Below are 23813 nucleotides of genomic sequence, written 5' to 3' on the forward strand. Positions count from 1 at the left end.
GAAGAGCTTGCGGCACAATAACAGAAGGCGCGTCAAAATTCACTTGAAGAATGAACCCGGGATTCTCGGAGCCGGGCTTTTACTTCAGGACAGTGTGCTCGAGCAGGATCTTCAAGCCGATGCCGCATAATACCAGGCCGCCGAGTATCTCTACCGGTTTGCCCCAGCTGCCACCCAAGCGCCGCCCCAGCAGCATGCCCAGGACAGTGAGTACCGCGGCAACTATGCCAATCACCACGGACGGGATCCATACGCTGACGTTTAGCATGGCGAGCGAGAGTCCCACGGCCAGGGCGTCAATACTGGTGGCGATCGACAGCAGTATCATGGTGAATCCGCGAGTCGGATCAGCGGGGGATTCCTCTTCTTTCTGGCCAAATGCTTCGTAGATCATCTTGCCGCCGACAAAGGCCAGCAGGATAAAGGCGACCCAGTGGTCATAGGCGGAGATCCACTTCTGCACGGTCATGCCAGCCAGCCAGCCGATAATGGGCATGAGCAACTGGAACAGCCCGAAGTGAAAGCCCAGCCGGAAAAGATGTCCTCCGGTAAGGGGATTAAGTACCGCTCCCGCGGCCAAAGCCACGGCGAAGGCATCCATGGCCAGGGCCACCGCGATGCCCAAAATGGTCAACCAATCCATATGAAAAGCCTCTTGAATGATGCAGCGCATTAAATGGAAACGGGAGGATCACAGCAATCAGATCCTCCCGCTCTTCAGCCGTGTCAGCCAGTCCTCAGGCGGTCTTGATCAGCTCCGCCATCTCGCGCACGGCCTGGTGCAGGCCAACGAGGATGGCTCGGGACATGACGGAGTGGCCGATGTTGTATTCCTCGATGCCACCGATCGCCGCCACCCTCTTCACGTTGGTGTAATTGAGCCCGTGGCCGGCGTTGACGCCGAGGCCAAGATCCTTCGCAAGCTTCACGGCCTTCTCTATCTTGGCGAGCTCCCGGTCGACCAGTATCCTGTCGTTCTTCGCCTCGGCGTAGGCGCCGGTGTGGATTTCGATGTAGTCGGCGCCTACCTCGCTGGAGGCCTCGATCTGGGCGGGATCCGGATCGATGAAGAGACTGACGATGATCCCCCCACCCTTAAGCTTCGCGATGGCCTCTTGCAGGGATGCCTTGTTGCCGATCACGTCGAGGCCTCCCTCGGTGGTCAACTCGGCCCGCTTCTCGGGGACCAGGGTGCAGGCTTCGGGCTTCACTGAAAGGGCGATGCCGACCATCTCCCCGGTGGCGGCCATCTCCAGGTTCAGCCGGGTTTGCACGGTCTGACGCAGGATCTGGAGGTCACGGTCCTGGATGTGACGGCGGTCTTCCCTGAGGTGAATGGTGATGCCGTCGGCACCGGCCAGTTCGGCGATGGCCGCGGCCGCTACCGGATCGGGCTCGGTCCCGCCACGCGCCTGGCGAAGCGTTGCCACATGATCGATGTTCACTCCCAGCTTAGCCACGCTCTTCACCTCCCAGCGCATTGGAAACGGTCGAGGCGATCTGGTTCGCCCAGTTGCGGATCTCCCCCTCGTCGCTTCCCTCCAGCATGATCCTCAACAGCGGCTCGGTCCCGGAGTAGCGGATGAGCACCCGCCCCTCGCCGTCGAGCTTGGCCTCCACGTCGCGAATCAGCTCCGCCACTTCCGGAATCAGCATGATATCCGATTTCTGCGACAGGCGCACGTTGACCAGGACCTGCGGCAGCGGTTCCATGACCAGGGCAAGCTCGGAGAGCCTCTTCTGGCGCCGCTGCATGATGGCCAGCACCTGCAGCGCGGAAAGGACTCCGTCGCCGGTGGTGTTGTGATCGAGGAAGATCATGTGCCCGGACTGCTCGCCGCCCAGGTTGTAGCCCCCCTTGACCATCTCTTCGACAACGTAGCGGTCACCGACGGCGGTCTTGACGACCTGGCCGCCGGCCCTCTTCATGGCGATATCGAGCCCCATGTTGCTCATCACGGTGGCAACGAGCGTGTCGCGCTTGAGGGTCCCGTTCTTTATCATCTCGGTGGCGCAGATGGCCATGATCCGGTCGCCGTCGACGACGTTGCCATACTCGTCGACGAAGATGACGCGGTCGGCGTCGCCGTCGAGGGCGATACCGAGGTCCGCTCCGTTCTCCTTGACCGCCTGGCTCATCACCTCCGGATGAAGGGAGCCGCAGTCGGCATTGATGTTGGTGCCGTTCGGTTTGATACCGATGGGGATGACCTCGGCGCCCAGTTCCTCGAAGACGGCGGGGGCTACCTTGTAGGCGGCGCCGTTGGCGCAGTCGAGGACGATCTTCAGACCGGAGAGATCGAGATCCTTGGGGAAGGTGCTCTTCAGGAAGACGACGTAGCGGCCGGCGGCGTCATCGATCCTGTAGGCCTTGCCGACCTCCTTCGCGGTGGGACGGAGGGAATCGATCTGCTTGGAGAAGATCAGCTCCTCCATCATCAGCTCCTTCTCGTCCGGTAGCTTGAAGCCGTCGCGGGAGAAGAACTTGATGCCGTTGTCCTCGAAGGGGTTGTGGGAGGCGGAGATGACCACTCCCGCGTCGGCGCGCATGGAGGAGGTGATGTTGGCGATGCCGGGGGTCGGCAGCGGGCCTACCAGCAGGACGTCGACCCCCATCGAGCAGATACCGGCCACCAGGGCGCTCTCCAGCATGTAGCCGGAGAGGCGGGTATCCTTGCCGATGACGATCCGGTGCCGTCTCTTGCTGTTTTTGAAGGTATAGGCGGCGGCGCGGCCTATCTGCATGGCCATCTCGGCGGTCATCGGATAGACGTTGGCCACTCCGCGGACACCGTCGGTACCGAAAAGCTTCTTCATGGTTCACCTCGGGAAATAAAGTTCGTTTTGGATGCTTAAGGGTTCAACTTTTCGCCAGCTCCAGCGGGACCGTGGCCGGGTGGACGCGTACCACCTTCAGCTCACCATCGAGGAGACGGAAGGTGGCATCCTGCACCGTGTAACTCTTTGCTCCGGCTGTGGCCCCGGCGAGATCGATCCTGCAGCTCACCTTCCGGTACGGCAGCAGCCAGAGGGCTATCCGTGGCCCTGAGACCGTGACCTCGACTTGCCCGGGAGGAGGCGAGACGACTCTGAGACCGGCAGGTACCCGCTCGAGGAGGACCGGAACCTGAAGTCTCGTCTCGGCAGGCCGCTCCACGATCACGCTGAGCCACAAGAGCCCTGCCAGCAGCAGGCACAGCGCCCTGATGGTGGCGGCGTTGGCCGATTCCTGCGAGGGCACACGTATCATTTGAGCCACCTCGGTTCAACGAGCCTTCTCAACATCTTGCCCAACGCAGGGGGCTCCAGTATGTCCGTTTTCCTGCCGCCGACGACGACCGAGATGGCACCGGTTTCCTCGGAAACGACCACCACGACGGCATCGACAAGTTCGGTGAGACCGATGGCGGCCCGATGCCTGGTCCCGAGGCTCTTGCTGACCTCGAGGTTCTGCGTCAGCGGTAGGAAGCAGCCTGCCTTGGTGAGCTTGCCGTGCTGGATGATGACGGCGCCGTCGTGGATCGGCGAGTAGGGGAGGAAAATGGAGGAAATGAGCTCGCTGGTGACTTTGGCGTCGATATCGGTCCCGACGGCGAGGTAGCTGTCGATCTGGATCCCCCGCTCGAGGACGATCAACGCCCCTACCCGCTTCTGGGAGAGCCCGGCCACCGCGAAGACCAGTTCGTCGATGACGTCTGACATCTCGGCGTCCTTGTCGCCACGGCTGCGGGTGAGCGCGGCGAAGCCCCTGCGTATGTCTGTCTGGAAGATTACCGCGACGACCACCACGGATGAGGCGAGGAAGGTGTCGAAGAGAAGCCGGACGGTCTGCAGGGAGAAGAGGCGCGCTAGGAGGTGGCCCGCAACGAGGGCGCAGAGGGCGGCGAGGATGCGCAGGGCCATCCCCTCCTTGGTGAGCTTCGAGAGCCGGAAGATGATCAGGACGGCCAGCGACAGGTCCAGGAGGTCCCGCAGCACGCCTATGTTTTGCAGGAAAAAATTCATCCGCACCATGAAAAGGCCGATTTCAGGGGGCGGAAGCCTGCTTCGACTCGACCGCTACTCCCCCTCCTAACCCTCCCCCTCCGGGGGCGGTAATCGCATTTCGGGCCGGCCGCTACCTGAGCGCCCGCGCCATGACCGCAACGTCCCTCATGGCAGCCACATCATGTACCCGTACTATCGAGGCCCCGTTGACGACGGAAACGGCGACCGCGGCGGCGGTGCCATACAGTCTCTCGCCTCCCCCTTTGCCGAGAACCGTTCCGACGAAGGACTTTCTCGAAGGCCCCACCAGGATCGGCCGCCCCATGGGGAGGAACTCGGAGAGCCTGCGGATCAGCTCGAGGTTCCCCTGCAGGCTCTTGGCGAACCCGAGGCCGGGATCGATGGCTATCCGGGAGGACTTGATCCCTGACCTCTCGGCAAGGGCCAAAGAATCGGCCAGGTAGGCCCTGACCTCGCCGATCAGATCGTCGTAGTCGGTGTTCGACTGCATCTCATGGGGCTTTCCCCTGGTATGCATCACGACCAGGCCCGCATCGGCCTCGGCTACGGCACCGGCCATTTCCGGATCGAAGAAGAGCCCGCTGACGTCGTTAACTATCTCGGCCCCGGCTGCGCAGGCCGCGCGGGCTACCCCGGCCTTGTAGGTGTCGATCGAGATCGGCACCGAGACCTCGCCGGCCAGCGCCTCGATCACCGGGACCACCCGCCGGAGCTCCTCTTCGAGCCCGACAGGAGGCGCATTGGGACGGGTGCTTTCCCCGCCGAGATCGATGATGTCCGCCCCCTCCCCTTCCATCTCCCGGGCCCTTTCCACGGCAGCCTCCAGGCTGAAGAAGCGGTTGCCGTCGGAAAAGGAGTCCGGGGTGACGTTGAGGATGCCCATCACCAGCGGACGTTCAAGCGAAAGGGTGCGGCGGGAGAGTTCCCAGGCTGCGGGAACTTCCATCATACCGTGACGGTCGCGGAGAGATCCACACCTGCCATGATGCGGTCGACCTCTTCGCCGGTGAGGTTCTCCTTCTCGATGAGGGCGAGGGAGATCTTGTGCAGCGAGTCGAGGTTGGCCTTCAGCAGCTCCTGGACCCTGGCGTAGTTCTGCTCGACGATCAGCCTGATCTCGTGGTCGATCTCTACGGCGGTCGACTCGGAGTAGTTCTTCTGGGTGGCCATCTCGCGTCCGAGGAAGATCTGCTCATCCTTCTTGCCGAAGGTGACGGGACCGAGCTTCTCGCTCATGCCCCACTCGCAGACCATCTTCCTGGCGATTTCGGTGGCACGCTCGATGTCGTTGCCGGCGCCGGTGGTCATGGAGTTGAAGATGATCTCCTCGGCCACGCGCCCGCCCATGAGGACGGCGATGCGGTCCAGAAGCGACTCGCGGGAGTAGCTGTGCTTGTCCTCGATCGGGAGCTGCATGGTGACGCCGAGCGCCCTGCCACGCGGAATGATGGAGACCTTGTGCACGGGGTCGGTGCCGGGGATGAGCTTGGCGACCAGCGTGTGACCCGCCTCGTGGTAGGCCGTATTCTTCTTCTCTTCCTCGGAGATGACCATCGAGCGGCGCTCGACGCCCATGAGGACCTTGTCCTTGGCGTCGTCGAAGTCGATCATCTCGACCACGCTCTTGTCCTTGCGGGCGGCCAGGAGGGCAGCCTCGTTCACGACGTTGGAGAGGTCGGCGCCGGAGAAGCCCGGGGTCCCGCGGGCAATGACTTCGAGGTTGACGTCCGGGGAGAGCGGGGTCTTCTTGGTATGCACCTTGAGGATCATCTCGCGCCCTTTCACGTCGGGGCGCGGCACCACCACCTGGCGGTCGAAGCGGCCCGGACGCAGGAGCGCCGGATCGAGGACGTCGGGGCGGTTGGTGGCGGCGATCAGGATGACACCCTCGTTGGATTCGAAGCCGTCCATCTCGACCAGGAGCTGGTTCAGGGTCTGCTCGCGCTCGTCATGCCCGCCGCCGAGGCCGGCGCCACGGTGACGGCCGACTGCGTCGATCTCATCGATGAAAATGATGCACGGTGCGCTCTTCTTGCCCTGCACGAAGAGGTCGCGCACGCGGCTGGCGCCGACGCCCACGAACATCTCCACGAAGTCGGAACCGGAGATGGAGAAGAAGGGGACGCCCGCCTCGCCGGCGATGGCGCGGGCCAGCAGGGTCTTGCCGGTGCCCGGGGGGCCCATGAGGAGCACCCCTTTCGGGATGCGGCCGCCGAGCTTGGTGAACTTCTTCGGGTCCTTGAGGAAGGAGATGATCTCCTCCAGTTCCTCCTTGGCCTCCTCGATGCCGGCTACGTCCTCGAAGGTTACCTTTCCCGATGCCTCGGTGAGGAGCTTGGCGCGGCTCTTGCCGAAGGCCATGGCCTTGCCGCCACCGCCCTGCATCTGGCGCATGAAGAAGATCCAGACCGCAACCAGGAAGATGATGGGGAACCAGGAAACCAGCAGCGAGAACCAGGAGAAGCGCTCCTCCTCGGGCCGGGCCGAGACGGCGATGTGCTTGGCGATCAGTTTATCGGTCAGGTTGGCATCGGCAGGCTTGTAGCTTCTGAACTCCTTGCCGTCTGCAAACTTGCCTATGATTTCGTTACCCTGGATGGTTACGCTGCTGATGGGGCGAGGTACGTTCTTGACCTTGCCCGTCTCGACAGATTCGATGAAGTCGCTGTAATCGAGCTTTTCCTGGGCGGGCTTCGGCTTGTTGAAGAGGTTGAACAGCAGGATCATCATCAGGCTGATCACAAGCCAGAGGGCCAGGTTCTTATAGAATTGGTTCAAGTTTCCTCCCGATTATTTATATGCCGCAGACCCCGCTCATTTCTGATGAAAGGATCCAAAGCTGCAAATTTTTTCCTGCGACTTCGTATTCTTAAAACTTCGAAAAAGATTTCAAATGAACAAAAGGATTACCACAAAGGTGCCACATTGACAAGAGCTTTAAGGATTATGAACCTCCACCCTCAGGACGTCAGCCGCCGCCGATCCAACCCTGGCGTCATTCGCGAGGCGGAGACCCGCGATCCAGACGATGCGACCGTCGCTGATCACTAGCGGAATGGAACGTCGTTCCTCCGGCGGGACTTTCTCGTTCATGAAAAAATCCTTGACCTTCTGCCCCCCCTGCATGCCGAGCGGCCGGAAGCGGTCACCCGGCTGGAAGGTCCTCACGGTCCACGGAAAGGGGGCCGCCTGGGGGTCAAGGAAGGCGATGTGCCGCGAGCCGGCATCGAGAGCGGCCGGACGCGGAATGCGCTGTACGTCCAGGGTTCCCCCGGTCGGCAGGGGGTAGTTCCCCTCCCCTTCAATCCCTATCTCCCATGCCCGCGGCTTGCAGCCGGCTCCGCAGTGGAAGGTCAGATCGCCGTAACAGCGGACCACCAGGCACTCTCCGGGGAGCTTGACCCTGGCATTGGGGCGGTCGGAGGCAGCCAGCCTGTCGATGGCATCGAGATGGGAGAGCGCGATGCGCTGGAGGTCGCCACGCACTTGCGAAAGGGCGTGCCGGTACAGGCGCAGGCGGAGGCCACGTGGCTCTTTGAGAACCGGGCCCGTGCATAAGGCTATCGTCCCCTCATGGTCGCGACGTGAGAGCCGGGAAAAGGTCTCCTCCGTCATTTGGGCGAGGAGTTCCTCGTCGCAGGCCAGGATCTCGGCTGTCGCCGCCAGACGCTCTGAGACCTTCGGGTTGTACTTCCTCAGCAGGGGGATCAGCTCGTGCCGGATGCTGTTCCGGAGTATGGCGGTGTCGGCATTGGTCGCATCCACCCGGTGAGTTAGCCCGCGCAATTTCAGGTACTGCTCCAGCTCGGAGCGGGATATCTGCAGCAGGGGCCGTTTGAGCATTCCGGCCGAGACCGGTGACATGGCGCTCAAGCCGCCGCCGCCGGCGCCGCGCAGCAGCCTGATCAGCACCGTTTCGGCCTGGTCGTCGAGATGATGGGCGAGGGCGATGCTGGTGGCGCCATGGGCTTGGGCGATTTCGGCGAAGAAGGCGTAGCGGGCTTTTCTTCCGGCATCCTCCAGGGAGAGACGGGAAGCTTTGGCCAGTGCTGTCACATCGGCACGCCTGGAAATGAAAGGGATGCGGTAGCCGGCAGCGAGGCGGGAGACGAATTCCTCGTCCTGGTCGGAATCATCTCCTCTCAGGCAATGGTTGAGGTGGGCTACGATCAGATCGAGGCGCTCGGCCTGGAGGTGAGCCAGGATGTCGAGCAGTGCTACAGAGTCGACCCCGCCGGAAACCGCCACGACGACGGTTTCACCTGGCTTGAAGAGCTTCTGGCTGCTGACTTTCGATTGGAGGGTCTTGAGCAGGCGGGACTCCTGTTTCTGTCGTAGGAGCGCCCTTCCGGGCGCGAAGATGACCAGCTCTCTATATGAACTACAACAACGGGGGGAACTGCGAATCCCCCCTGTCCCCCCTTTCACAAGGGGGGAACGATACGGCACCGCTACAGGGGGGGGCGATACGGTACCACTATAGGCGGAAGACGATTCAGCCTTGGCCAGGCGGAAGACGATTCAGCCTTGGCCAGGGGGAAGACGATTCAGCCTTGGCCGACGATGCCGGGAGTTTGATCCTTGAGGGAGCACTCCCTTTCCCAGGCCAGGTAGCCGTCCCCTTTTATGGCCCAGAAGGATTCGATGCGACTGGCGTAGTAGTCGAGATCGGCGCACTCGGCCTCGATGGCCTGCAGGAACTTCAGGGAAATGAGCTGGTGGCCGTGCAGGAAACGGTAGAACTCCTTCACTCCCGCCAGGTACCCCTCGATCTCCGAGATCAGCGGCTCAAGGGTGTTGACGATGTACCAGTTGCCGGCGAATTGCCGCACGAGGCCTGGGCGTTCATCGAAAATGCTGCGGTTCTTGATGGAGACCACGAAATCCCGTGTGAAATAGTCGGCGCCGCTGGCAAGGGCGGTGGCCACCTCAGGTGCAACGCCCGCTCCGAGGCTCTCGTTGTAGAAGCGCATCAACAGATCCTTGCACAGCTTGTCTACCCGCACCTCGTCTTCCAGGGTAGCCGGGATGAATTCCCGCTTGTCCACCTTCAACTCGTCAAATCCTTCTTCGCAAAGCTCGCCCATAATTCCTCTCTTTACATCAATTCTCGGTTCTTAGGTTGCAACTTGAAATCCAAAACTTAGCGGCAGCTCCGCCCTCGATTTCCGCGCGGGATGAAATTCGGATAAAATCTGATTTTCCATGGAGCAATCGAGTTGAATAACTCCGCTGTCGGAGCCTTGGTGTTATCCGCCCTGATCAGATTTTCATCCCGCGCCAAAACAAGGAACGTGCCCCTGCCTCACCGCCTTCTCGGGTCCAGGGCGTCCCTGATCCCTTCGCCGACCAGGTTGTAGGAGAGGACGGTGACCAGGATGGCCATGCCGGGAAAGAGCGAGAGCCACCAGGCAAACTCGATGTAGTCCTTGCCGGAGGTCAGTATGTTGCCCCAGCTCGGCGTCGGCGGCTGGACCCCGATACCCAGGAACGAGAGTGCGGATTCCGTCAGGATGGCACCGGCCACGCCGAGAGTCGCGGAAACGAGCACAGGCGACAGGGCGTTGGGGAGGATATGCCGAAAGATGATCCTGGCATCGGAGGCACCGAGCACCCTGGCGGCAAGGACAAAATCCCTGCTCTTCAGCGACAGCACTTCGGCGCGAACGAGCCGGGCAACTCCCGTCCACCCGGTAAAGCCTATGATCACCATGATGTACCAGATGGACGGCTCCAACATCGCGATCACCGCAAGAATGAGGAAGAAGGTCGGGAAGCAGAGCACGATGTCGACAATCCGCATGAGGACGGCGTCCATCATCCCGCCATAGAACCCGGCGACGAGCCCGACGACAGTCCCGATCACGACCGCGATGCCGACTGCCACGAACCCCACCTTCAGGGACACCCGCGCGCCGTAAATCACCCGGGTCAGCACATCACGACCAAGCTCATCGGTACCGAACCAGTGGGCGGAAGACGGCGGGAGGAGCACGCGCCAGGCATCTATGGTATCGGGGTCATACGGCGTGATGAAGGCGGCACCGAGGGATAGTATGAACAGCACGACTATGACCACCAGTGCGGCCACGGCGAAGTTGTTTTCGCTGAAGCGCCCCCAGAAATCCCGCAACGGTCCGCTCGCCCGGGCGGAAGCCGGGTCACCATACGGGCGCCATAGCACCGTCCGCCAAAAACTGCCTGACGCGCCAGCGCGTCCCTTGGGGAGGTTCATCTCGCTCATCGCTACTCCCTCCCGTGGCGGATGCGCGGGTCCGCGAGGCCGTAGCAGAGATCGGCAACCAGGTTCCCCAGCAGGGTGAGGAATGCGCCGATGACCAGGATCCCCATCACCAGGGGATAGTCACGCGCCATGACGCCCTGGTAGAAGAGTTGCCCCATTCCGGGGATGGCGAAGATGGTCTCGAAGATGACGCTGCCGCCGATCAGGCCCGGGAGCGAAAAACCGAGCAGCGTGATGACCGGGAGGAGCGCGTTCTTCAGGGCGTGCTTATAGATAACGACCCGCTCCTTCACTCCCTTGGCCCGCGCCGTGGTGATGTAGTCCTGGGAAAGGACGTCCAGCATGGTCGAGCGCATGTAGCGGGAGAGACCGGCGAGGCTCCCGAAGGTGGCGATGCCGACCGGCAGGATGAGGTGCTTGGCCAGATCCGCCATGCGCGGCAGGAAGGCGAGTTTGTCGCTCCCCAGGGAATGGAGGCCCGAAATCGGGAGCCAGCCCAGCTTCACCCCGAAAAGGTACATGCAAAGGAGCGCCAGCCAGAAGGTCGGCACGGCAAAGCCTACGAAGACGAAGACAGAGATGCTGCGGTCCAGGAGCGTGTCCCTGTGCACCGCCGCCAGGATGCCGATGGGGATGGCGAGGCAGAACTCGAGCAACAGGGCGATGACGTTGAGCGACAGCGTGACCGGGATGCGCTCAACGATCTTGTCCGTGACCGGGCGGTTATCCGGCGCGAAGGAGCGGCCGAAGTCGAACCGGGCCAGGTGGGAGAGCCAAAGGCCGTACTGGACGGGAAGGGGCTTGTCCAGGCCGTAGAACTCCCGCAGGCGCTGCCGTGATGCCGCAGAGACCTTGGGGCTCATGGAGGTTTGCATCTCGACCGGCTCGCCCGGCGCCAGGTGGATCACCAGGAAAGTGATCAACGTGATCCCGAGGAGCAGGGGGAAGAGCATCGCTACGCGTTTTAAGAGGTACTTGCCCATTCATCTTCCCTCGCCCTGTCCCTCTCCGGTGAGGAGATGGGACGTGGAGGCGGTTGTTCACAGATAGTTACCAAGCTGCTGCATTCAAGTAAAAGGAGTCGGGTCAAAGGAAAGGCAGAGGCAAATCCCCCCTGTCCCCCCTTTGTCAAGGGGGGGACGCGAAGGCGTCACCATTCACCATTCACCATTCACCTTTCACCTTTCACAGTTTTCAATACACCTGCTCCGCCTTGGGCACGTACCACTTGACGAGGTTGTAGGAGATGCCGGCGGGTGCGGGGACGATACCGTGGAACCTGGAGGAGACCGCCGGCAGCGCGTCGGGGACGTAGAGAAAGGTGTACGGCTGCTCGTCGGCCAGGATATCCTGGATCCGGTAATAGCACGACTTCCTCTTCTCCGTGTCGAAGGTCCCCCTCCCCTCGTCGAGGAGCCGGTCGACTTCGGCGTTCTTGAAGCGCACGAAGTTGAGTTCCTTCGGGCCGGTCTTGGAGGAGTGCCAGATGTCGTACATGTCGGGGTCCTGGGAAATGGTCCAGCCGAGCAGCACGGCCTCGAACCTCCCGGTATCGATGAAGTTGGTGATGAAGGAGGCCCACTCCATTACCCGGACCTTCACGTCGATCCCCACCTTTTTGAGGCGTTGCTGGATGATCTGGGCGCACTTCAGTCTCTGTTCGTTCTGGTTGGTCATGATGGTGAAGCTGAAGGGCTTTCCGTCCTTCACCAGTATGCCGTTCCTCCCCATCACGTACCCCGCCTCCTTCAGAAGCGCCTTGGCCTTCTCCGGATTGTAGCTCGGTCCCGGGATGTTCGCCTTGTAGGCCCAGGTTCCCGGCTTGTAGGGGCCGTTGGCAACCTGCCCCATACCCAGGAGCACGCCATGTATGATCTCGTCCTTGTTGATGGCGCAGGTCATGGCCTGGCGCACCCGCTTGTCCTGGAAAAGAGGCAGGCGCAGGTTGTAGCCGAGATAGGTGTAGGCCGAGGCCGGGTAGCGGTACTTGTTGAAGCGGGACAGGAAGTCCGGCGTGTTGGTCTGACGCTGATACTGGACCGGGGACAACCCCATCTCGTCGATCCCTCCCGACTTCAGCTCCATGTACATGGTGGAGTTGTCGGGGATGATCCGGTAGATGTAGCGGGAGATGTAGGGCGTTCCCTCCCAGTAGTCGCGGTAGCTCTCCAGGGTGACCTTCTGGCCGGGGATCCACTCCTTGAAGACGAAGGGGCCGGTGCCGACGGGGCTGCGGGTGAGGGGACTCTTGGTGATGTCCTTTCCCTCCAAAAGGTGCGCCGGGAGGATCGGCATGCCCCAGGAAGCGAGCGCCGGAGCGAAGGGCTTGGCGTAGCTGACCCGGAAGGTGTAGGCATCCGGCGCCTCCGCGCTCTTCACCTGCTTGAAGTCTTCGGAGTAGGCCGTGGGGGTCTTTGGGTCGATGGTTATCCTGTAGGTATAGAGGACGTCATGGGAGGTGAAGGGCTGGCCGTCGTGCCACTTGACCCCGTGCCGGAGGTGGAAGGTGATGTTGAGCCCATCCGGGGAGACCTCCCACGACTGGGCCAGGTCCCCCTCCAGCTTCAGGTTCTTGTCGTAGCGCACGAGGCCGTTGTAGACCAGGCCGGAAATGTCGCTGGAGGACGAGTCGGTGGACAGGATCGGGATCAGGTTGGAGGGCTCCCCGATGCTCCCGGCCACCAGCGCGTCGCCGTAGGCGGGAGGGCCCCCCTTGCCCTGCGCCTTGCGCTCGGGGGCACGCTGTCCGCACCCCGCCAGCACCAGGGCGACCATGAGCAGCGTGAGGCAGCGGGAAAGGGTCATTTCTCCCCGATCTCCTGCCGGCAGCGCCTGATCTTCTCGTTGAGGTCGGTCCGTTCGGGTTCCACCTTCTGGATCTTCTTGTACAGGGCCAGCGCCTTCTTGTAGGAGCGGGCGGCGCAGTAGGCATCGGCGAGATGGCCCATGACGGTGGTGTCGTTATCGGAGAGCTCCACCGCCCTCTCGAGTTGGTGGACCGCCTCGGGATAGCGCTTCAGCTTGAAGTAGGTCCAGCCGAGGCTGTCCAGGATGAAGCCGTCGTCCGGTCTCAGCGACACAGCCTTCTTCAGGTAGCCCAGCGCCTCGTCCAGGTTCACTCCCATCTCGGCATAGGTGTAACCGAGATAATTCAGCGCCTGGGCGTCATCGGGAGTCGCAGTCAGCACCCGCTTCATCATGGCCACAGACTGCTCCTTCTTCCCGACCTTGTCGTAGAGGATCCCGAGCCGGAAGCTGACCCTGGGGTCGGACTGCAGCGGCTTGTCCATCCAGTTCAGCACGTCTATGCCGTCCTGGAAGCGGTCCATCGACTCGTAGAGACCGGCCAGGTGCAGGTAGGGCTCGATGCGGCTCGGCTGCTCCTTGATCTCCTCCTTGAGGAGGGCTATCCCCTTGTCCGGGGTCCCCTTCTCCTTGTAGAGGTAGGCCAGGTGGCCGGCTGCGTCGAGATAATAGGAGGAATCCCGCGGGACCTTGGAGAATTCAGCGATCGCCTGGTCCACCTCGTCCATCTCCTCGTAGGCGCTCGCCAGGTAGAAGCGGATCTGGTGGGCGTTGGGCTCGGCCTTGAGGAGCTCCTGGAAGGTGGCGACCGCCTCGTCGTAGCGCTCCAGCTCCAGGAGGAGGAGCCCGACCTTGCGTTTGTTTTCCAGGGTCGTGCCCCCCTGCGCCTGCAACAGGGTCAGCGCCTCGTCCAGCCGCCTCTGCTGGATGTAGAGCTGCGCCAGGTGCTGGACCACGTTGTTGTTGGAGGGATTGACCTCGAGGAGGGTCTTGTAACTTTCAATGGCATCGCCCACGAGCCCCTGCGTCTCCTGCGAGATGCCCATCTCGATCAGGGCCTGCTCGAAGTCGGGCTTGAGCTCGACCGCCTTCTTGTAGTAGGTCAGCGCCTCGCGCGGCAGCCGCATCTGGTCGTAGGTCTTGGCCAGGTAGTAGTACCCCAGGGGGGATTCCGGGACCGCCTTGACCAGCGACTTGAGGGTATTTACCGCCTGCTCGTACTCGAAATTCTTCAGATAGAAGATCGCCACGTGCAGGTAGACCTCCTCCTTGGCCGGGTCGAGTTCCATGACCTTCTTGTAGTGGGGGATAGCCTCCTTCTCCCGCTGCAGGGTCACCAGGGTGTTGGCGGCCATGAGCTGCGCCTGCACCGAGTCCGGCTCGAGCTTCACCGCGGCCTGGCACTCGGCCAGGGCCTCTTCCGGGCGGTTTTGCTGCAGGTAGATCTGGGCGGCGGCGGTGTGCAGGAAGGCGGAGTTGGGATCGGCTTCCAGGGCGCTTCGCAACAGGGTCAGGGCCCCTTCGAGGTCCCCCTCGCCGGCCCGCACACGGGACAGGGCGAAGAAGTACATGGTTCGGGATTGCGGGGAGGCTGCCGCAGGCGGGGTCGCCGGCGCCGGCACCGAGGCGCGCTCCGTGGCGCAAGCGCTGAACGAAGAGAGGATCAAAAGGAGCGCTAGATACTTCTTTGTCATGGGGTACCTGTGGAATCCAGTTAATAGCAGGTCACAAAAACCTAAAAAACGCGGCACCCCGATCCGATACTGTATCCGGAGGGATGGCGCGAATGATTACATGAAAGCTAACATAAATACATAGCAGCGTCAAACAACATTTCTGAACGGTAATTCTGTTGCGTGAGAATGTGGTTATGATAGTATTCCTCAAATGAAATCATGACCTTAAGGCAAAGCGATGGTGCGAAAGCTTTTAAAATCGCTACTTAAAGAGAATGCCTATCCTGAGCCAACGGCAAGCGTCCGTCTCATCGAAACTCATGTCTCTTTCATCTTCATAACGGACCATTTCGTCTACAAGGTGAAGAAGCCGGTTGACTTCGGTTTCCTCAACTTCAGCACAGTTGACAGGCGCCGTTTCTACTGTGAGGAGGAAGTGCGGCTGAACCGCCGTCTTTGCCGCGACATCTACCTTGGAGTGGTGGAGATGCGCGAGACGCCGGAGGGGGCGAGCTTTAGGCCGGGCCAGGGGATGGTGCTGGACTATGCCGTGAAGATGAAGAGGCTCCCCGAGGAGCGGATGCTGGGCCACATGCTGGAGCGGGGCGAGGTCGGCCCGGGGCGGATGGAGGATCTCGCCCGCTACGTCGCCGACTTCCACGCCAGGGCCGCGCGCAGCCCCGAGATCGACGCCTGCGGCAGCCTCCACGCCATCAGGGGAAACTGGGCCGAAAACTTCAGGCAGGTAGCCGCCTTTCGCGGGGAAACCATCCCGCCGGCCGATCTCTCCGTGATCAGGAACTACGTGGAGCGCTTCCTCTCCGAGAACGAGGAGCTCTTCCGGGCCCGGGTGCAGGAGGGCTTCATCAGGGAGTGCGACGGCGACCTCCACCTGGGCAACATCTGCCTCACCGACGGGATCTGCATCTTCGACTGCATAGAGTTCAACGAGAGGTTCCGCTACACCGACACCGCCGCCGACATAGCCTTTCTCCTCATGGACCTCGAATACGCCGGGCGCCCCGACCTAGGCCACTTTTTCCTGGAGGCCTACCGGCAGGCGACCGGCGACTACGGACTCGACCCCCTGCTGAACTTCTACCAGAGCTACCGGGCTTTCATCCGCGGAAAGGTGCAGACCTTCAGGCTCCAGGAACACGGCATTCCTGCCGAACAGCTCGAGGAGGCGAAGAGCACGGCTAAGAGGTATTTCAGGCTTTCCCGCGGCTATGTGCTGAGGGAGAAGCTCGCCCCCACCCTGATCATCACCTGCGGCCTGATGGGAAGCGGCAAGAGCACCCTGGCCCGGGAGCTGGCCTTCCAGCTGGGCATCGGGCTGGAGCGAAGCGACGCGGTGAGAAAGGGTCTGACGCCTGAGGCCGCGGTCAGGGGAAGCGCTGCCGGCTACGACCAGGGAATCTACGGCGCCACCTTCAACAGGGCCACCTACGACACGCTCCTCGGCAAGGCGAGGGAGGCGCTCTCGCAGGGAAGGAGCATGGTCGTCGACGCCACCTTCCGCCGCCAAAGCGACCGCGACCAGTTCCGGCGGCTCGCCCGCGATATGGGGGTGCCGTTCGTGGTGCTGGAAACGAGATGCCCGGAGAAGTTGATCCGGGAACGCCTGGAAAAGCGGCGTCAGGACCCGGGGGAGATCTCCGACGGCAGGTGGGAGATCTTCCCGCAACACCTCGCGGAGTTCGAGCCCGTGGTCGAAGGGGGCAGCATCGCCATCGACGGCACCCTTCCCGTGGCGGACGAGGTCGACCAGGCACTGAAGGCGATGGGGTTACTGCCATGAAGAGGTCACTGAAGGAACTGATGGTCCGGCGCCTCAAGCTGAAGGACACCTGGGTGATCTGTTTCCTGCTGGGGATCGTGATGATGAACTACCCGTTTCTCAGCATCTTCAACAAGCCCTCGCTCCCTTTCGGGATCCCCCTGCTCTATCTTTACCTGGTCTGCGGCTGGGTCATCTCCATCTTCATCGTCTATCTCTTCAGCCGCGCCACCGGCAAGGGTAGTGGCGGCGGGGAGAGCACCTGATGCTGACGGTCAACCTGGTATGGGGGACCGCCCTCCTCTACATAGCGCTCCTCTTCCTGGTGGCCTACTACGCCGACCAGAGGCTGGCGGAGGGGCGCAGCATCACCACCAACCCCCTGGTCTACTCCCTTTCCATCGCCGTTTACGCCACCTCCTGGACCTACTACGGCAGCGTCGGCAAGGCCGCCACCACCGGCCTAGATTTCCTCCCCGTCTACCTCGGCCCGACCCTGACCGCCTTCTCCTGGTGGTTCCTGCTGAAGAAGATCGTGCGCATCTCCAAGGAGAACAACATCACCTCCATCGCCGACTTCATCAGCTCGCGCTACGGGAGGTCCCAGTGGCTCGGTGCCATCATCACCATCATCACCCTCACCGGGATCATGCCCTACATCGCCCTGCAGCTTAGGGCCGTCTCCACCTCCTTCACCATCATCACCGGCTACCACGACTTTCACCTGGGGATCATGGAGCAGGTCAAGCTCCCCGCCCCGCATCCCGGAGCCTTCTCCGCGGTGGTGCTGGCCATTTTCAGCGTCCTCTTCGGCGCCAGGCACCTGATCTCCGCCGAGCGCCACGAAGGGCTGGTGGCCGCCATCGCCCTGGAATCGATCGTCAAGCTCATCGCCCTCCTCAGTGTCGGGGCCTTCATCACCTACGCCGTCTTCGACGGCATGGGGGACATCTTCACGCGGCTGAACCATGCCGCCCCGGAGATCCTCGCCAGGCTCACCACCATCGGAAGGGGCGGGGAGAATTCCTACACCTCCTGGTTCAGCCTGATCGCCCTCTCGATGGGGGCGGTCATGCTCCTGCCGCGCCAGTTCCAGGTCATGGTGCTGGAGAACGCCGACGAGGGGCACCTAACTCACGCGACCTGGGCCTTTCCAGCCTACATGCTGCTGATGAACCTCTTCGTGATGCCGATCGCGGTCGCCGGCATCCTCATGACCGGGAGCAACGCCGGAGCCGACTACTTCGTCCTCACCCTCCCGATGAAGGCCGGGCACCCCTGGCTGGCCCTGGTGGCCTTCCTCGGCGGCTTCTCCGCGGCGGCCGGCATGGTCATGGTGGAATCGGTGGCGGTCTCGACCATGCTCCTCAACCACGTGCTCATGCCGGTGGTGGTCAGGTTCAAGCCGAGGAGCTGGTTCTCCTTTCTGCTGATCAACCTGAAGAGGGGGGGGATCATCCTGGTGATCTTCCTGGGCTACCTGTACCAGAGCATCGTGGGCGAGACCTACATGCTCTCCAACATGGGGCTCATCTCCTTCTCGGCCGCGATCCAGTTCGCGCCGGCCCTGATCGGAGGGCTCTACTGGCCGCGCGGCAACAAGGCGGGGGCCCTGACCGGGCTCCTGCTCGGCTTCGCCGTCTGGTGCTATACCCTCCTCTTCCCCTCGATACTGCAGGCAGGGCACTGGCACTCGGAGATCCTTCTCTACGGCCCCTTCCATATCGCCATCCTCAAGCCGATGGCCCTTTTCGGGCTGGAGGGGCTCGACCCCTGGTCCCACGCCCTTTTCTGGAGCATGTTCCTCAACATCGCGGCCTACCTGGCCCTCTCCATCGTCTGCGAGCAGACCGAGAAGGAGAAGGAGCAGGTCCAGAAGTTCGTGCACGCCCTGGTACCGCGCAACGGGTCGCCGCAGTGGGAAACGAAGCGCCTTTCCAAGCCGGTCACCATCGTGCAGTTCGTGAACCTGATGTCGAAATTCATAGGCGAGCATCAGGCGCACGCCGCCATCACCGAATACCTGGGGGACCGGGAGATCGACGGCCAGGGGGGGGTCTCCGAGTTCGAGCTCCCCAACCTCAAGCGTTTCGTGGAAAAGACCCTGGCCGCCTCACTGGGGGGGGCCGCGGCCGGCGCCGTGGTGGAGAGCTTCCTCTCCGACGTGGGATCGAAGATGGAATCGGTCTACGACATCTTCTCCACGGTCCGCACCTCCCGCGACCAGAGCAGGGAGGCGCTCTTCGTGAGGCTGCGGGCCTCGGAGATCATGAGCCGCTCCCAGGAGCTCGAAATCATCATGGAGGACCTCCTGGCGCTTCTGCTCAGGGATTTCAAGCTGGACCTGGCGGTGATCAGGCTGCTGAACGACCAGGGGGTGCTGCAGGTCCGCTGCCACAAGGGGGAAGGAGGCGAGAGGATCACCACGGAGGATCGCCTGCTGGAGATCGACACCCACGTCGGCGAGGCCTTTCTGGGGAGAAGGACCGAGTTCCTGAACGACACGGCCTACATCACCAAGCCGATCGCCAAGGAGATCTTCCGGCGCGAGGGGATCAAGTCGTTCGCCCACATCCCGATCGCCAGCGAAGGGGTCCCGCCGGTCGGGGTCCTTTCCGTCTTCTCCCGCTCCATCGTCGGGCTCTTCACCGAGCAGTTCGTGGAGCTGCTGGAGAGCCTGGCGGGACAGCTCGACCAGGCGGTGCGGATCGAGACCGAGCGCGAGGCGCGCGAGAGGGAGAGGCGGCAGAAGGAGGAGGCCCAGCTCGAGAACGCCCGGGTGACCCGCGACCTGGAACTGGCCAAGCAGATCCAGCTCTCGCTCCTGCCGGAGGCCCCCCCCTACCTGCAAGGCGCGAAGATCGCCTGCCGCTGCATCCCCGCCACCCATGTGGGGGGGGACTACTACGACTTCTTCCAGCGCGGGGACAATGTAGTCGACACCGTCATGGCGGACGTCTCCGGCCACAGTGTCGGGGCGGCGCTGATCATGGTGGAGACCAGGAGCGTGCTGCGGGCCCAGATGCAGAATACCCGCTCCGCCAGGGAAGTCCTGCGGGTGCTGAACGAACTCCTCTACGAGGACCTGACCCGGGCGGAACTTTTCATCACCATGTTCTGCAGCAATTTCGACGGCGACACCCGCACCTTGCGCTTCGCCAACGCCGGCCACACCCGTCCCCTCCTCTTCCACCGCGGCCGGTGGGAGGAGCTGGACGCCGACGGCCTGATACTGGGGGTGGAAGTGGATGTGCTCTTCGAGGAGAAGAGCGTGGAGCTCGACCACGGCGACGTCCTCTTCATCTACACCGACGGCATCATCGAGGCGGAGCGGGAGTCGGGCGACCAGTTCGGCGTCGAGAGGCTCTCGGCCACCCTGACCACGGTGCTGGACCAGGAGCCGGAGGCCATCATCGACCACGTCATGGCCGAAGTCACGGCCTTCTCGGCACCTTCGCCTTTACAGGACGACATTTCCATGGTAGTCATGAAAGTCATCTAAGGTAGCGCGGAAGCTGAGGGAGCGGAAGTGCCAGAAATGACAGAGGGTGACAGCCGGTGAAGCCGGCGGACTTACACATGAAATAGGCGGCGCGAGAGCATTAATAAACCTTGCCGGAGTCCGCGCTCTTGCTAAAAGGCGCCGCTTAATGCACAATAATCCATAGTGTGAAGATGGACGCGAAAAGGAGGAGGGCCATGAACCTGGTGAACGAGACGAGGAACGACGTGGTGATCCTGTACGTGAAAGAGGAGCGGCTGGACGCGCATAACTCGGCGGAACTGAAGAGCGCGGTGCAGAAGCTTTTCGAGGATGGCAAGAAGAACGTGCTGGTCGACCTCAAGGATGTGCGCTTCATCGACAGCTCGGGGCTGGGCGCCCTGGTTTCCGGCTTCAAGAACGCCATCTCCCACCAGGGCAACCTGAAGCTCTCCTCGCTGCAGTCTCAGGTCAAGTCCATGTTCGAGCTGACACGCCTCCACAGGGTTTTCGAGATCTTCCCCTCCAGCGTCGAAGCCATAGAAAACTTTCAGTAGGAGCGAGGCGTCAGATGGACGGAAACAGGATCGAGGTCGACATCAAGGTCCCCAACAAGACCCGTTACCTCAGCCTGATCGGCAGGATCGGGGAGGACATCGCCCGCGAGCTGGAGAAGTACAGCGGGGACAAGGAGACCCTCGCCTATCACCTGAACCTGGTATTGACGGAGGCCATGGTCAATGCCATCAAGCACGCCAGCGCGACGGAGCCGGAAAAGCTGGTCCGCATCGTCATCAGCCTGCACGCCGACGATCTCACCATCCGTGTCTACGACGACGGACAGGGGTTCGACATCAATTCCATCCCCCCGCCCAACTTCGAGGAACTGGAGGACCGGGGGCGTGGCATCTTCCTGATCCGCTCGCTGATGGACTCGGTCTCCTACCACAAGAACTGCAACGAGAACATCCTGGAGATGAGGAAGAAGCTCTCCTGATTCAGCTCACCCCCGCCTGTAACAGCGGATGGCCATGCCGGCTCCCAAGAGGAACATCGGCAGGCTCAACATCTGTCCCATGGAAATCACCCCGAAGAAGTATCCCAGCTGGGCGTCCGGCTCCCTCACGAACTCGACCAGGAAACGGAACAACCCGTACAGCCCTATGAAGGACCAGAAGACCACGCCGTCCTTGTCGAACTTTCTCCCCAACAGGTAGAGGAGGAGGAACATCAGCGGCCCCTCCAGGAAGGCCTCGTAGAGCTGGGAAGGATGGCGCGGCAGGTCTCCTCCGCCGGGAAAGACCATGCCCCACGGGACGTCGGTGACCCGGCCGTAGAGTTCCCCGTTTATGAAGTTGCCGATCCGGCCGAACATCAAGCCAACGGGGGCCGCCTGGAAGGCGACGTCCGCCAGCGGGTAGAAGCGGAGATTGCGCTTCCTGATGAAGTAGATGCCGGCGATGATGGCTCCGGTCATCCCTCCGTGAAAGGACATCCCCCCCTCCCAGACCGCGAAAAGCTTGAGAGGATGGGACAGGTAATAGGAGAGGTTGTAGAAGAGGATATAGCCGAGACGGCCACCCAATATGACCCCCAGGGCCAGGGTGAAGATCAGGTCCGCCACCCCGTCCCTGTCCAGGGAAAGCCCCTTCTTCCGCACGCCGGCAAGGACGAGGAAGTAGGCGGCGATGAACCCGAAAATGTACATGAGGCCGTACCAGCGAAACTCCAGCGGGCCCAGCCGCAGGAAAACCGGGTCGATATGGGGGTAAGTCATCACGAAGACTCCGAGGGTAATTTTTGGCCTAACCTAGCAGTAAAAAAGCGGGGTGTCAATTCCGTCGCCCCGGCGGGCACCATGCCACTGCCCCGATTGACAATGTACCCACCGGCTATACATTTCATACTGTTCCCTTCCTCTGCGCCCACACCGGGCCGCGAGCCCCCTTGCCCCGTCGATCCGTTCCGGAGCGAACGTGAACCACACCAAGAACGAGATATTCCTGAGCTCCGTCCTCGGCAAGATCGTGATCACGCCCCAGGGGCACGAGATCGGCAAACTGCACGACCTGCTGATGATCCCCGGCCGGTTCTTCCCCGAAGTGTCGAGCCTCCTGGTGCAGGGCGAAAGCCGCACCATCTCCATCCCGTGGGCCAGGGTCAACCTCTTCACCCACTTCGTCATCTCGGTCACCGGCCCGCTGCAGAACCTCCCCGAGTATCAGCACCACGAGGGGGACATCCTGCTCAAAAGGGACATCCTCGATCGCCAGATAGTCGATGTCAACGGCGCCAAGGTGTTGCGGGTGAACGACCTGAAACTGGGGAATTTCAAGGGGAGATTGTGCGTTTTCTTCGTGGACGTCGGCTTCCGGGGGCTGCTGCGCCGGATGGGATGGGAGAAGTTCTGCGAGAAGCTCGCCTCTCTTTTCAAGCGCCAGCTCCCCAATTACCACATCAGCTGGAAGTACGTGCAGCTTCTGGAGAGTAACCTCTTCCGCCTTACCCTGACCGTGGCGCGCGACCAGCTGAAGGAGATCCACCCGGCCGACCTCGCGCAGATCATCAGCAATATCCCCGCGGCCAACGTCGAGGCCGTCCTTAATTCACTGGACACCGTGACTGCCGGGGAGGCCATCCACGAACTGGAACCGGAGATCAGGACCCGCATCATCAACCAGCTCGAGGTCGGCCACGCCTGCAGGATTATCGAGGAGATGGATCCAGACGAGGCCGCGGACGTGATGGGGAACCTGCCGGAGGAGAAGGCCCAGGAACTGCTGGGGCTCATGAACGAGAAGGAGGCTGACGAGATCCAGGAACTGCTGGAGCATGAGGAGGATACGGCAGGGGGCCTCATGAACAGCGACTTCATCGCCATTTCAGGGGGGCTCTCGGCGGAGGAGGCGCTGCAGGCGGTGCGGTCGCGGGCGGGGGAGGTTGATACCATCTACTACTCGTACATCCTGGACAAGGACGAGCGCCTGGAAGGGGTGGTGAGCTTGAAAGACCTCCTCGTGCATCCTCCCGAGGCGGAGGTATCCACCTTCATGAGCGGCAGCGTGAAGACGGTGCAGGTCGACGCCCCCCCCCACGAGGTGCTGGAGATCCTGGCGAAGTACAACTTCATTGCGGTCCCGGTTCTCGACCAGGAAGGCACCATGGCCGGGATAATCACCGTCGACGACGTCCTTGAGCTCTTCATCCCCGCACCGCTGAGGCGCAAGCGGCGCAGGGCGTAAAGACGCCCTGGCTCCGGCTTGTAACGGGTTCAGGAGTAACGGCCTCTACCGGGCCAGGCTGATCCGGAGTCGGCCGTAACGGGAGGATCAAGGGTATGGCTTTACTACCTGAACTCCCCCGGCACTCCGGCGAGGTTCGCATTCTGCTGCAGGGTCTCCAGTCGTCTTTGAGCTTCCTGGAGACGTATCTCGTTGTGCTTCACGGTGTTCTGGAGAGTAAGGTACTCGTTGCGCGACATGCTGGAGGTATTGCTCAGCCGTCCCCGCAGAGTCGCCAATTCAGCCTCGATGCCCTTCACTTCGCCCTTCGCCACCTTGAACTCACTGCGCCAGGCGTTCTCATCCTTTCCGCCGTAGAGCTTCTTAGCCTTGTCGGCCTTCTCTTCACCCTTCCCTTCGCCCTTGCCGGACTCGGCGGTGATCGTGGTCTGGGTGACACCACTGTCGTCTCCCCCCAGTACCTTGACCTTTTTCCGGTATTTGCCGGGAACCTTCCCGAGGTCGTCGGTGAAATGGACCGCGCCTTGCTTATCGGTCCATTCATAGGTCTGGGCCAAGGCTGACAGCGGGTAAAGCA

The 23813-nt window shown here is 62.0% G+C and carries 21 protein-coding genes; 6 read left to right on the forward strand and 15 right to left on the reverse strand.

What is annotated here, in order from left to right:
• Positions 1-79: 79 nt before the first annotated feature.
• The 13 genes from AC11W3_RS17130 to AC11W3_RS17190 all read right to left on the reverse strand — a co-directional run bounded on the left by AC11W3_RS17130 (position 80) and on the right by AC11W3_RS17190 (position 14781).
• On the reverse strand, positions 80-643 hold the full coding sequence (locus AC11W3_RS17130; RefSeq protein ID WP_484088544.1) for a manganese efflux pump MntP: 564 nt from the start codon (positions 641-643) through the stop codon (positions 80-82).
• Between the two features lie 94 nt (positions 644-737).
• The gene (locus AC11W3_RS17135; protein ID WP_484088543.1) at positions 738-1460 is read right to left on the reverse strand and encodes a pyridoxine 5'-phosphate synthase; all 723 of its coding nucleotides are present in this window, start codon (positions 1458-1460) and stop codon (positions 738-740) included.
• Positions 1453-2817 carry a phosphoglucosamine mutase gene (gene glmM, locus AC11W3_RS17140; RefSeq protein ID WP_484088542.1) on the reverse strand — a complete coding sequence of 455 codons (1365 nt, stop codon included), beginning with the start codon at positions 2815-2817 and terminating at the stop codon, positions 1453-1455. Before glmM ends, AC11W3_RS17135 begins: the two co-directional genes overlap by 8 nt.
• A 43-nt stretch (positions 2818-2860) precedes the next feature.
• Positions 2861-3250, reverse strand: a complete 390-nt coding sequence (locus AC11W3_RS17145; protein ID WP_484088541.1) for a CdaR family protein — start codon at positions 3248-3250, stop codon at positions 2861-2863.
• Positions 3247-4014 carry a diadenylate cyclase CdaA gene (cdaA, locus tag AC11W3_RS17150; RefSeq protein ID WP_484093419.1) on the reverse strand — a complete coding sequence of 256 codons (768 nt, stop codon included), beginning with the start codon at positions 4012-4014 and terminating at the stop codon, positions 3247-3249. Before cdaA ends, AC11W3_RS17145 begins: the two co-directional genes overlap by 4 nt.
• A gap of 103 nt (positions 4015-4117) precedes the next feature.
• Positions 4118-4954: a dihydropteroate synthase gene (gene folP / locus AC11W3_RS17155; protein ID WP_484088555.1), complete on the reverse strand. Its 837-nt coding sequence runs from the start codon at positions 4952-4954 to the stop codon at positions 4118-4120.
• Positions 4954-6786, reverse strand: a complete 1833-nt coding sequence (gene ftsH, locus AC11W3_RS17160; protein WP_484088539.1) for an ATP-dependent zinc metalloprotease FtsH — start codon at positions 6784-6786, stop codon at positions 4954-4956. The genes folP and ftsH overlap by 1 nt, the downstream gene beginning before the upstream one ends.
• Positions 6787-6945: 159 nt before the next feature.
• Entirely contained in the window at positions 6946-8322 is a 1377-nt protein-coding gene (gene tilS / locus AC11W3_RS17165) for a tRNA lysidine(34) synthetase TilS (protein ID WP_484088554.1), read from the reverse strand.
• 233 nt (positions 8323-8555) lie between these two features.
• The gene (locus tag AC11W3_RS17170; protein WP_484088538.1) at positions 8556-9095 is read right to left on the reverse strand and encodes a hypothetical protein; all 540 of its coding nucleotides are present in this window, start codon (positions 9093-9095) and stop codon (positions 8556-8558) included.
• A 218-nt stretch (positions 9096-9313) separates the two neighbouring features.
• Positions 9314-10252 carry an oligopeptide ABC transporter permease gene (gene opp4C, locus AC11W3_RS17175; protein ID WP_484088537.1) on the reverse strand — a complete coding sequence of 313 codons (939 nt, stop codon included), beginning with the start codon at positions 10250-10252 and terminating at the stop codon, positions 9314-9316.
• A gap of 2 nt (positions 10253-10254) precedes the next feature.
• A complete protein-coding gene (locus AC11W3_RS17180) occupies positions 10255-11235 on the reverse strand; it encodes an ABC transporter permease (protein WP_484088536.1) in 981 nt (326 codons plus the stop codon).
• A 211-nt stretch (positions 11236-11446) separates the two neighbouring features.
• Complete coding sequence (locus tag AC11W3_RS17185; protein WP_484088535.1) at positions 11447-13057, reverse strand: peptide-binding protein; 1611 nt, start codon at positions 13055-13057, stop codon at positions 11447-11449.
• Positions 13054-14781 carry a tetratricopeptide repeat protein gene (locus AC11W3_RS17190; RefSeq protein WP_484093422.1) on the reverse strand — a complete coding sequence of 576 codons (1728 nt, stop codon included), beginning with the start codon at positions 14779-14781 and terminating at the stop codon, positions 13054-13056. Before AC11W3_RS17190 ends, AC11W3_RS17185 begins: the two co-directional genes overlap by 4 nt.
• Positions 14782-14971: 190 nt before the next feature.
• On the opposite strand from AC11W3_RS17190, the gene AC11W3_RS17195 reads away from it, so the two are divergent.
• The 5 genes from AC11W3_RS17195 (at position 14972) to AC11W3_RS17215 (ending at position 20991) form a co-directional block, all read left to right on the forward strand.
• Positions 14972-16534 carry a bifunctional aminoglycoside phosphotransferase/ATP-binding protein gene (locus AC11W3_RS17195; RefSeq protein ID WP_484088533.1) on the forward strand — a complete coding sequence of 521 codons (1563 nt, stop codon included), beginning with the start codon at positions 14972-14974 and terminating at the stop codon, positions 16532-16534.
• Positions 16531-16779: a hypothetical protein gene (locus AC11W3_RS17200; RefSeq protein WP_484088532.1), complete on the forward strand. Its 249-nt coding sequence runs from the start codon at positions 16531-16533 to the stop codon at positions 16777-16779. Before AC11W3_RS17195 ends, AC11W3_RS17200 begins: the two co-directional genes overlap by 4 nt.
• Positions 16779-20015 carry a SpoIIE family protein phosphatase gene (locus tag AC11W3_RS17205; protein WP_484093420.1) on the forward strand — a complete coding sequence of 1079 codons (3237 nt, stop codon included), beginning with the start codon at positions 16779-16781 and terminating at the stop codon, positions 20013-20015. The genes AC11W3_RS17200 and AC11W3_RS17205 overlap by 1 nt, the downstream gene beginning before the upstream one ends.
• 197 nt (positions 20016-20212) lie before the next feature.
• Entirely contained in the window at positions 20213-20551 is a 339-nt protein-coding gene (locus tag AC11W3_RS17210; RefSeq protein WP_484088530.1) for an STAS domain-containing protein, read from the forward strand.
• 14 nt (positions 20552-20565) lie between these two features.
• On the forward strand, positions 20566-20991 hold the full coding sequence (locus AC11W3_RS17215) for an ATP-binding protein (RefSeq protein WP_484088529.1): 426 nt from the start codon (positions 20566-20568) through the stop codon (positions 20989-20991).
• A gap of 6 nt (positions 20992-20997) precedes the next feature.
• Here the strand turns inward: AC11W3_RS17215 and lgt are convergent, their stop codons facing one another.
• The gene (gene lgt / locus AC11W3_RS17220) at positions 20998-21771 is read right to left on the reverse strand and encodes a prolipoprotein diacylglyceryl transferase (RefSeq protein ID WP_484088528.1); all 774 of its coding nucleotides are present in this window, start codon (positions 21769-21771) and stop codon (positions 20998-21000) included.
• A 199-nt stretch (positions 21772-21970) separates the two neighbouring features.
• Between lgt and AC11W3_RS17225 the strand changes: the two genes are divergently transcribed.
• Positions 21971-23236 (forward strand): magnesium transporter, encoded by a 1266-nt coding sequence (locus AC11W3_RS17225; protein ID WP_484088527.1) that lies wholly within the window; start codon positions 21971-21973, stop codon positions 23234-23236.
• A gap of 104 nt (positions 23237-23340) precedes the next feature.
• On the opposite strand, the gene AC11W3_RS17230 is transcribed toward AC11W3_RS17225, so the two are convergent.
• Positions 23341-23813, reverse strand: a 473-nt coding sequence (locus AC11W3_RS17230) for a DUF4124 domain-containing protein (protein ID WP_484093421.1), incomplete at its 5' end; no start/stop codon positions are given.

This window comes from Geomonas sp. (genome assembly GCF_056994735.1).